Below are 10303 nucleotides of genomic sequence, written 5' to 3' on the forward strand. Positions count from 1 at the left end.
GTCGCCGACCTATTTTTACTTAATATGTGTATATGAATCTGAATAAAACAAGGATGTAACCATGACCCAATTATCTCAAGCCAGCTGTGAAGTTTGCCGTATCGGCGCGCCCACAGTAACCGACCTCGAGGCCAAAGAGCTGTTAACTCAAGTCCCTGAGTGGTCAATAGTCGAAATTGAGGGCATCAAACAGCTACACCGAGTGTACAAATTTAAAAACTTTGTCAAAGCCATGGCGTTTGCCAATCAAGTGGCGGACATCAGTGAGGCAGAAGGTCATCACCCAGGGTTATTTGTCGAGTGGGGCAAGGTCACTGTGAGCTGGTGGTCACATAGTATCAAAGGTCTGCATCATAATGATTTTGTGATGGCTGCCAAAACCGATGTGCTGTATCAGCCTTAACTTGGTCGTCTTTTACTGAGTCAATTTAAAATCAACAATGAAATTTATCACCTTCATGGCAACATAAGGATATGTTAATGCCTCCACAAATACTTACTCAAATCTCCCCCAAACTTGCCTTCGTGCTCTCAACCATCATCATTGCCATCATGGGCGTGACCATGATTGGCTTTGGCTGGGTGCCACATTTGTCTTTGATACTTGCCATCTGTGTGTTGTTGGCAATAGGCCTGATTAAAGGGCTGAGTTTTGATGAGATGCAGTCACAAATGGCGGTAGGCGTGCTGCGCGGTATTGGCGCTATTTATTTGTTTTTCTTTATTGGTCTGATGGTATCGGCTTTAATGATGTCAGGGGCGATACCTACCTTAATGTACTTTGGTTTTGAGCTGATTTCTCCGCAGTTTTATTATATTTCAGCCTTTGTGCTGACCTCCATTATTGGCGTGGCCTTGGGCAGTAGCTTAACCACAGTAGCCACGCTGGGGGTAGCGTTTATTGGTATGAGTCATGCCTTTGATGCGAACGTGGCAATCGCCGCTGGTGCTGTGGTATCAGGCGCGTTTTTTGGCGATAAAATGTCGCCCTTATCCGATACCTGTACTATTGCCTCATCCATTGTGGGCATAGATTTGTTTGAACATATTCGCAATATGACGTACACCACAGTGCCAGCTTGGATACTCACCTTTGGACTATTTTGGCTGTTATCAGGAGACACCACCACATCAGACTTAAGTCAGGTACGAGCGCTTCAAACACAGTTGGTAGACAGCGGCTTAGTCCATGGCTATTCGGTATTGCCCTTTGTGGTACTGGTGGTAATGGCGTTGTGCCGTATCAATGCCATTTATACCATTATCTGCACCATCGTTGTCGCACTAATCATAACCTATGTGCACAGCTCACCGAGCTTGTCAGATTTGGGAGGGTATTTCTTTAGTGGCTATCATCCAGCAGAATCTTTAGATCTTGGTGAGGTGGGCGGCATGTTATCGCGTGGCGGGGTAAACAGCATGTTCTTTACTCAGACTATTGTGATTTTAGCATTAAGCTTAGGGGGTCTATTAACTGCACTGGGTATCTTACCTGCCTTATTAACGGGCATTAAAGACAGCTTGACCACCTCAGGCCGAGCCATTGCAGCAGCAGCGATGTCTGCCTTGAGTATCAACGTACTTATCGGTGAGCAGTATTTAAGCTTACTGTTGTCAGGCACAGCGTTTCGACCTGTGTTTGAAAGATTAAATTTACACCCAAAAAACCTATCACGTACCATTGAAGATGCCGGTACAGTGATTAATCCTTTGGTGCCTTGGAGTGTGTGCGGGGTGTTTATTAGCCAAGCTTTAGGCGTCTCTGTCATTGAGTATTTGCCCTATGCCTTCTTCTGTTATTTGTCTTTTTTCTTGACCATCATCTTTGGCTTTAGCGGCATTACCATCACCAAAACCAATACAACTACTCAGCCGGTGGTAACCCCAAGCTAAAGCTTAGCAAGGCGGCCTAAAAAAGGGCTTAGCGCTTAAGTTATTTAAGTGCTAAGCCCTTTTTGCTGTGCTTATAATGTGCTGTGTCTAAATGTAAGCTTTGGATGTTAAGGCTCTGTATGACAGTTGCCTAAATGAGCAGAGTTATGGGTAGCCGCAGGCGTCTTGAATTGAAACTGACGGCGCTGTGTATGAAAAAACAGCATGGCGATGCCATAACAAATCCCCCAAGATAGCCACATGGACACCAGAGTGTGGCTAAAGAAGTGATCGCCGATCATCATTTTATATAGCCCCATAATCCAGCCCAGCAAAGTCACCATGATTAACATCCTCATTTTTAAGCGATAATATCTTGGTAAATAAGCAAAAGCATACAGGGCAAATCCGGCGCTGGCATGAGCTGCAGGGAAGCATTTGGCTGGGGTTTTGGCCAGCATGTCCTGCCAAATGGTTAAATAAGGCAAGTCGCCATCAAAGAGCAGTAAGTGGCTTGGGCAGCTGACATGGGTGAGCGCTTTTAGGCTGCCGATAGTGGCCGGTACCATCAATACCGCTATTATTAGGTACCCAAGCTCATGTTTACTCAAGGGCAGCACCCAGCGGCCATAACGACTTGATGCGGCTATAGCAGATTGACTAATGCCTAGAGGCGGTTTTGTGACAGAGATTATCAGTAAATTGAGCACTAAGTACACAGCCATTAAGATAAGCACTGTCTTTGGAGCGTCATAAAAAATAAATCTAAAGGGCTGGGCATCTTTGGCAATAAGCCACTGGTTGTGGCCATAGAAAAGCTTGCTGATAGTGACATCAAGCCAGCTGTGTTCAAAGATTAAAGCAGAGGCGATGGCCGACACCATTAATAGCAGCCAACGAGATAGGCTTTGGCGCTGAGGGGGATGAGTAATAAAGCTTGAGTTAATATGACTATGAGGGTGCACTTGCCACCTCCTTTAAGATAGAAGATCGTTAAAGTAGCGATAGGCTAGACAGTGCTATCATCCATAAGCAAAAAAGCAATAGCAGCACCAAAAATTGCGCCGCCGAACCCACATCCTTGGCAATCTTAGCCAGCGGGTGCTGAGCCGTAGAGGTGTGGTCAACACTGGCTTCAAGACCGGTATTAATCAGCTCAACGATAAGTGATAAAAATGAGGCAAACACCAAAATCATCTTGATGGTCAACGCAAAGGGTAGGGCAATCACTGCCACAACCAATATCAGATTCAACCAAAACAGCTGACGAAATGCCGCCTCAGTACGATAGGCTGCCCTAAATCCGTCTAAAGAATAACCGCCGGCTTTCAGCACTCGGGACCATCCTTTTTTACCCTTTAATTGATACGCAAAACTTGGTGTTGTTATTGGTGTTGTTAATAGAGGCGCCTGAGCGTCATTGTCTAAGTTTGGCTTTATGTCTGCCCCCTTTGGCTTGGCCATGGGATATACAGACTTAGCAGGGTGTGGGTAATCGGTCATAATAAAATCTTAGTGATAAATTAAAAAAAATCGGCTAAACCTGGCAAAAAATAACCAAAGCGGCCATCTTTTATCATGACTACATTATAAGTAGGAGAGGGTTAAGAAAACGTTAAGATAACCTCGAGCGTAAGTGGTTTTAAAATTACATCCTGATTTATATTAAAAATCAAAGGCTTAGCGTGCTTGGCCATAATGTATGGTAAAAGTACTACCGCCTGCCTTATTGCTACTATGTGTTAAGCGCCAACCTAGGTGACTCATAATACGCTGTACAATACTAAGTCCAAGACCTGAGCCTTCAACTTTAAGTTCTTTGGGCTCAATTCGCTCGAAGCGCTTATATAACAGCGGCATCATATGATCCGGAATGCCCAGTCCGGTATCTGACACTGAGATGCTCTGCTCATCAATGACAATAACCACCTCGCCTGAGTCTGTGTATTGAAACGCATTTTTGATTAAGTTACCCAAAGCCATTTTAAGCAGCTCTGGCCGCACAAAGGTGTGGTAGTCTTCAGCCGCTTCTATACGGCAAGTCACGCGCTTGTATTGAAGTAGATAACTTAAGCGTGTCACCTCACTTTGGGCAATGTGATTGATGCAGATCTTAGGTGCGTCAAGCTTCTCAGGGGCACGTGACAAAAGCAATAAAGCGCTGATTATCTCTGACGTCTCTTTGGCTGTAGTGTTAATACGCTGAGTGAATTCTAAGGCTTTAGGGTGATCTGATAACTGCGCCTGTAATACCTCTGATGCCCCCATAATTATGGTTAAGGGGGTTCTTAATTCGTGACTGACGTCGCCGGTAAATAGCTGCTCACGCTTGAGATACTGCTCAAGTTTGTTATTTTTGTCATCAATGGCACGTGCCAATACCCCAACCTCTGAAGGCAGGTCAGTGAGCTCATCAAAGTTATGCTGATCGGCTTCTACCGCATCTTTTAGGTCAAGAAGTGGTTTGATAATGGCTTTAGATGACAGATAAGAGAAGATAAAAGCCATCAGAATACTCAGTAAAATCACCCCAACCAAGGCTCGCAAAAATATGGCTTCTAGCTCTTCAAAAAGTGCCAGTACTGGATATTGATCACTATCACCGTAGCGGGCAGGCAACTGCTGAGGCGTAGCCCCTGTATCTAGGTAGCTTAAAAGATAATCATGTCCCTCATAATGATAGTTAAAAAAATACAAATCTGCTTCTTGCCCCTTTTTCGTGACCACACTTTTTTTTTGTATGTCGGAAGTAGCTTGAGCTTTAAGGGCTTGTGGTGCTGAGCTTAACGGATAGATACTTACCCCAAGACCTGGAGTGACTGGGGTGGATTGTAAGCTGGCTTCAGCCACCTCGGTGGTCAACTGTAGCTGCTGTAACAGATAGCTTTGTACCAACAGCGCTTCAATCTTATCTTCTGCAACCTCAAATATGGCAATAAAAGTGGCACACAGCAAGATGGTGAAGAGTAGGTAGGATAAGCGAAACTTATTGGCGATTGTATCGGTATTAAACATAAAGCATCTGCCAGTAAAAACATAAAGTATAGTGTTACAGGACGCTTATAAGGCGCGCTTATCTTCAGGACTAATTATTTGATAACCCACACCAGGCACGGTGATCAGCATGGCGTGATCAAAGGGTTTGTCGACTTGAGTACGCACGCTATGCAAATGGGTACGTAACGCATCACTATTGGGCAGATCTTCACCCCAGACCTTTTCTTCAAGCTCCGACTTACTCACTATATTGGGATAAGACAGCATTAAGGTTTGTAGGATTTTAAAGCCAGTCGGGGTCAGTTTAAGTGGGATATCGTCTCGATAAGCGGTGTGCTTTTCAATATTTAGAGTCAAAGGACCCAGTTTAATGTCTTGCTCAAAAAACTCATCTTGATGACGGCGGATAAGCGCTCTGACTCTGACCTCAAGCTCTACCAAAGAGAAGGGCTTGACCAGATAATCATCGGCACCACTGTCAAATCCGGCCACTTTATCTGATAAGGTATCGCGCGCTGTGAGCATCAACACGGGGGTTTTATTGTGCAGTTTTTCTCTTAGTGCTTTACACAGCTGTGTGCCATCCATGCCTGGCAGCATCACATCGAGCAAGATAACATCATAAGTGTTTTCAGCGGCCAGCGTTAAGCCGCTTGGACCATTATGAGCGTTATCGAGCTGATAACCCTTGGGCTCAAAAAAGGCATAGACGTTGGCCACAATATCTGGATTATCTTCGATGATGAGTATTTTGTGCATGTGTTTTAATTCACTTGTATCAATGCTGGAAGGCCAGCGCATGGCACTAAGTTTCAGCTTATAAAGCTAACAATAAGAAGCTAAAGGAAGCTAAGTGTTTAGCGCTGAGCCTGAAAAAAAGTAGGTTTATGGTCTGCCTCTTGGGTGCTGATATTAAAGTACTGCAATAAGCTAGGTGCTAAATAATCTTGTGAGGCCGGAGCAGTTAGCTGCGAAGCAATGGCTTGACTATCCATATGGTTTGAGGCCGGTGACCACACAATAACGGGTACTTGCTTTTGTGCTTTTGGCGCTATTTTATAAGGCAGGCCATGTAAGTATATATTGTTCTCGCCTAAGCTTTCGCCATGATCGCTAAGATACACCATAACCACATCATACGCTTGTTCATAAGGCCTTAAGGTGTCAATAATATTGTGCAAAAAATAATCAGTATACACAATGGCATTGTCATAGGCATTAATCACTGACTGAGTGTCACATTTTGAGAGCTCATTGCTTAAACAGGTCGGTTTAAATACCTCAAACGCTTTAGGATAGCGTTTGTAATAAGCCGGACCGTGGTTGCCCATTTGATGGAGTACCACTAAGGTGTCTTTTGGTGGGCTGTTTTTTGAGCCCATTACCAATTTATCAAAATCTTTTAACATGCCAATGTCTCGGCATTCAACATCACATTCCAGATTGGTTGCCTGAGTTTTGTAATCCTCAAAAGTGACGCGATCGGCCACCCCTTTAGAGCTTGAATTATTGTCACGCCATATCACATTTACCCCTTGTTTATGCAAGGTGTCTAGCACATTTTCATTATAGCTTGCCATATCCACATCGAACTTATCTCGACCCAGATAGCTGAACATACAAGGCACAGAATAAGCAGTAGAGGTGCCACAAGAGCTGACGTCTTTGAAGCTATAGATGTCTTTGGTGTTTGACAGCAGCGGCATAGTATTACGTGCATATCCATTTAGACCAATATGATCGGCACGCACGGTTTCTCCCACTACCAGTACCATAAGCTTAGGCTTGGTAGAGGCTGGGGCAATGTGCTTGGCATCAGTCGCGTGGGCAGTAAGGGTCTTTGGACGGCGCATTTCATCAAATTTATCTGTGCCCAGTTTAATAGAAGAATAAATAGGCATCACGGGGTTGGCATAAAAACGCACCTGTTTATGCTGACGAAAAAAGCTGGCGTACTGGTCACCAAAGGGCAATAGACAAGCGGCCATCAAAGCTAAAGTGGCGATAATCGCCCCTATTTTTTGTAAGGCTGCAAACTTTAACGGCACCGTTTTAATGCGCAGCTGTGAGACAAGTAAGGCGGGGATAACACCAAGTACTACTACCCGCATTAAGAATGCTGGCGCGAATAAATCCATAGCTTCTGCTTGATCGGTCTCAAGCCCATTTATAAGCATGTGAGTATCAAAGATAGTCCCGTAACTGTCAGTGAAATACGCACAAATTGCACCAATCATTAACGCCAATATCAGCATAGGTTTGTGCAGGTATTTGTGACTTACTAATTGCAGTACCAACCAAATTACACAAAACAGTAATCCACCCACTGACATTACAAAGGCCCAGCTATGAGCCACCGGATAAATAGCAGTAAGCTGATTAAAGAAACTAAAGTTTGCCGTCAGTGTCAAATAAAGTGCCACTATGAATACCAATATATTGGCATTCATAGGCCTTTGAGAAAACAACTTCAAATACGAGCGCTTGTCTACACTGCCTTGCTGGCTTGAGGCAAAGTTCGTGGGCTGTGATAAGGGAGCAGTATCGACTGAGGAAGAGGTTTGATTCACCATATGCAGGCTTCTTGTAGGAAAAAACATGCCTGTATGGTAATGATCGGGTCGTTAAGATAGCGTTAAGACCCTCGATACAAAGAGTGTGTCAAAAAAGAGTAAGCGTATAAGAGTTAAGCTATAAGAATTAACGATGAGAGTATGAGTAATGATTACTAAAAATTTTTTTATTGTCACCAAGATTAACTGACCTGCATTTGGTAGTAAGAGTCTTAGGGGTTGTCACTATTGATGTTTAAGTAAAGTTTAAAGTATGCATCTTTGTTTGTGAGGTATGCTGAAGAAGCAGTAGAATAAAACTGAACCGCCCCGGGATTGTCGGAGACTCAATTTTCTGAGAGAATACGAAAATGAAAACACGAAACTATACCCCTGAAATGAAAGAGCGAGCCGTCCGTATGCTAATTGAAGCTAAAGACGATTACCCATCCACCTGGTCAGCCATCAAAGCTATAGCGCCAAAGATAGGTTGCACACCTGATACCCTACGATCATGGCATAAAAAGCACATTGATAAAACCATTCCTGCAAATATTCAAGCTCAAAGCCAAGCCGAGCGTATCAAAGAACTTGAACGGGAGAACAGAGAGTTAAAGCAAGCCAATGAAATTATAAAGAAAGCAGCTGCTTTTTTCGCCCAGGCGGAGCTCGACCGCAAACCCAAGTAATGGTTGATTTCATAGATGACCACAAACAACAATATGGAGTCGAGCCAATCTGTAGAGTATTACCGATTGCTCCATCCACATACTATCGTGCTAAAGAGCTAGAAGAAAATCCTGAAAAACGTTCACAGCGTAGTCAGCATGATGACTTCTATCTTAATGAGATTAAACGTATTTGGAAGGACAGCAAATGCCGTTATGGTGCTCGTAAAGTCTGGAAACAGCTGAAGTCCGAAGGTATACATCCTGCACGTTGCACTGTAGAGCGGTTAATGCGTCAGCATAGCATGCAGGGTATTTGGCGAGGTAAGGGTAAGATAACCACTAAGTCTCGTGATGATCAAAAGCGTGCTGATGATTTAGTTAGTCGTAACTTTACTGCCCATCGCCCTAACCAGCTATGGGTTGCTGATGACTTTACTTACGTTAAAACATTGAGTGGTTGGGTCTATGCCGCCTTTATCATTGATGTGTTTGCTCGCGCTATCGTTGGTTGGAAAGTATCAGATCGTATGAACACTGATATGGTGATGGCAGCGTTAAATCAAGCCATTGCAGACAGAAACCATCCTAAAGATGTCATTCATCATAGTGATCGCGGCGTTCAGTACTTATCCATTCGCTATACTGATAAGATGGTTGATTCTGGCGTCATTGCATCTGTTGGTACCACAGGTGATTCATATGATAATGCGTTGGCTGAAACGGTTAACGGGCTTTATAAAGTAGAGGTGATTGAATATTTAAAACAGCAGTGGCAAGGTGTAAGCGATGTTGAATTAGCAACCCTTGAATGGGTCGATTGGTTTAACAAAACACGTTTGCATAGTACGATTGGTTATGTGTCGCCTTTTGAGTTTGAGAGACGATACTATGATAGTCTTACTGAGTCAGACCAGACCAAGCTGCTTGACTCAAGTAATTCACTCTCCGATATAGTCGGGGCGGTTCACTCTACGGTTTTTTCAGCATACATCAACAGCGACTTGATAGGATAATTAATAAATTGGTAAAAAATATTTTTATTATAATCGATAATAATATTTTAATATTCCTTAATAAGTATTATAATATTAAAAAGATTACATGTAGTTAATTGTAAGTCGTATAAAGTAATTAAATATAATATTTTGCTAGCTGTTATTACTTTTTTATAACTTTCATTCATTTGCTCAAATCAGGATTCTAAAGTATGAAAACGAAAAAATTATTTACTACACTAGCTTTGTTAACGTCAAGTTTATTAGCTATAGAATCACGTGCAGTGAATATTTTGAATGAAAGCAACTCTAAAGCAGTAGGTAATGTAAGATGGCATCTACAATCAGATACTAAACCTGAAGATTTAATTAAAAAACCAATACCTAAAGATAATGTCAGTATCTTTTTTGTTAGACCATCAGATAATGATCCCGAACAGACGAGTGCCAATATTGCCATTAATGACCGCTATCAAGTAAGTCTTCAGCCGGGTAGCTTTACTCAGGTTTACTCATGTGTAGGGGTTAACCGTTTAAGTACTGAGGTGACTGGACAAAAAACAAATGACCTGTTAGCGAATAGTATCGATTTCAATCTAGCCCCAAACAACCACTATTTTTTCTATGTAGATGTAGATAGCCAAGGCAACTCAACTATCCAGCCAATAGAAAGTGACAAAGCACTCGACTACCTAGAAGGTAAACGTTATCAAGCGCACCAAGTTACACGAGTCGTTCCGAACTGTCCAGTTATAAAGCCTAGTGCGCCAGTTATAACATCACCCGTACCAGCACCGGTACTTGAAAAAGAAGTCAGCATAGAGCTTGAAGTATTGTTTGACAACGATAAGGCTATCGTTAAGCAGGAGTACTTTAATGAAGTTCAAGAACTGGCAGAATTTATGCAGAAATACAGCAATACCTCAGCAATAATAGAAGGTCATACAGATAGCAACGCTAGTGATGACTATAACCAAAAGCTATCAGAGAGACGCGCCAACGCTATTAAACTGATCCTAATTAGTAAATTTAATATTTCACCTGACCGACTATCAGCTATAGGCTATGGTGAGCAGCGTCCGAGAGCGACTAATAAAACCGCAGAAGGTCGTCAACTAAACCGCCGTACCATCGCTGTTATCAAGGAGCGAGTACGAGTGGATCAAGAAGGCAACCAAATATTAAAGTAAAAGCCCTAAACAAATTTATTTGAAAA

Annotated in this window: 8 protein-coding genes, 1 pseudogene and 1 other annotated feature; of the genes and pseudogenes, 4 read left to right on the forward strand and 5 right to left on the reverse strand. The window is 42.9% G+C overall.

Annotated features, from left to right (window positions below; all coding sequences use genetic code 11):
* The first annotated feature begins 61 nt into the window (after nucleotides 1-61).
* Nucleotides 62-403, forward strand: a complete 342-nt coding sequence (locus DLE54_RS05265) for a 4a-hydroxytetrahydrobiopterin dehydratase (protein WP_011960308.1) — start codon at nucleotides 62-64, stop codon at nucleotides 401-403.
* Nucleotides 404-480: 77 nt separating this feature from the next.
* On the forward strand, nucleotides 481-1893 hold the full coding sequence (gene nhaC, locus DLE54_RS05270; protein ID WP_110816490.1) for a Na+/H+ antiporter NhaC: 1413 nt from the start codon (nucleotides 481-483) through the stop codon (nucleotides 1891-1893).
* A 107-nt stretch (nucleotides 1894-2000) separates the two neighbouring features.
* Here the strand turns inward: nhaC and DLE54_RS05275 are convergent, their stop codons facing one another.
* The 5 genes from DLE54_RS05275 to DLE54_RS05295 form a co-directional block, all read right to left on the reverse strand.
* On the reverse strand, nucleotides 2001-2837 hold the full coding sequence (locus DLE54_RS05275) for a PAP2 family lipid A phosphatase (protein ID WP_110816491.1): 837 nt from the start codon (nucleotides 2835-2837) through the stop codon (nucleotides 2001-2003).
* Nucleotides 2838-2865: 28 nt separating this feature from the next.
* A complete protein-coding gene (locus tag DLE54_RS05280) occupies nucleotides 2866-3336 on the reverse strand; it encodes a diacylglycerol kinase (protein ID WP_110817314.1) in 471 nt (156 codons plus the stop codon).
* Nucleotides 3337-3552: 216 nt separating this feature from the next.
* Nucleotides 3553-4887 (reverse strand): sensor histidine kinase, encoded by a 1335-nt coding sequence (locus tag DLE54_RS05285; RefSeq protein WP_110816492.1) that lies wholly within the window; start codon nucleotides 4885-4887, stop codon nucleotides 3553-3555.
* A gap of 45 nt (nucleotides 4888-4932) precedes the next feature.
* Entirely contained in the window at nucleotides 4933-5628 is a 696-nt protein-coding gene (locus DLE54_RS05290) for a response regulator transcription factor (RefSeq protein WP_110817315.1), read from the reverse strand.
* A 98-nt stretch (nucleotides 5629-5726) separates the two neighbouring features.
* Nucleotides 5727-7442 carry a phosphoethanolamine transferase gene (locus tag DLE54_RS05295; RefSeq protein WP_227535565.1) on the reverse strand — a complete coding sequence of 572 codons (1716 nt, stop codon included), beginning with the start codon at nucleotides 7440-7442 and terminating at the stop codon, nucleotides 5727-5729.
* Between the two features lie 350 nt (nucleotides 7443-7792).
* Between DLE54_RS05295 and DLE54_RS05300 the strand changes: the two are divergent.
* Both DLE54_RS05300 and DLE54_RS05305 read left to right on the forward strand, forming a co-directional pair.
* A pseudogene (locus DLE54_RS05300) lies at nucleotides 7793-9006 on the forward strand (IS3 family transposase); the annotation flags it as partial.
* Nucleotides 8068-8184: a sequence feature (AL1L pseudoknot), on the forward strand. Its footprint overlaps the pseudogene before it by 117 nt.
* 293 nt (nucleotides 9007-9299) lie before the next feature.
* A complete protein-coding gene (locus DLE54_RS05305; protein ID WP_110816494.1) occupies nucleotides 9300-10277 on the forward strand; it encodes an OmpA family protein in 978 nt (325 codons plus the stop codon).
* The last annotated feature ends 26 nt before the right edge of the window (nucleotides 10278-10303 follow it).

The organism is Psychrobacter sp. YP14, assembly GCF_003209315.1.
Classification (GTDB): Bacteria; Pseudomonadota; Gammaproteobacteria; order Pseudomonadales; family Moraxellaceae; genus Psychrobacter; species Psychrobacter raelei.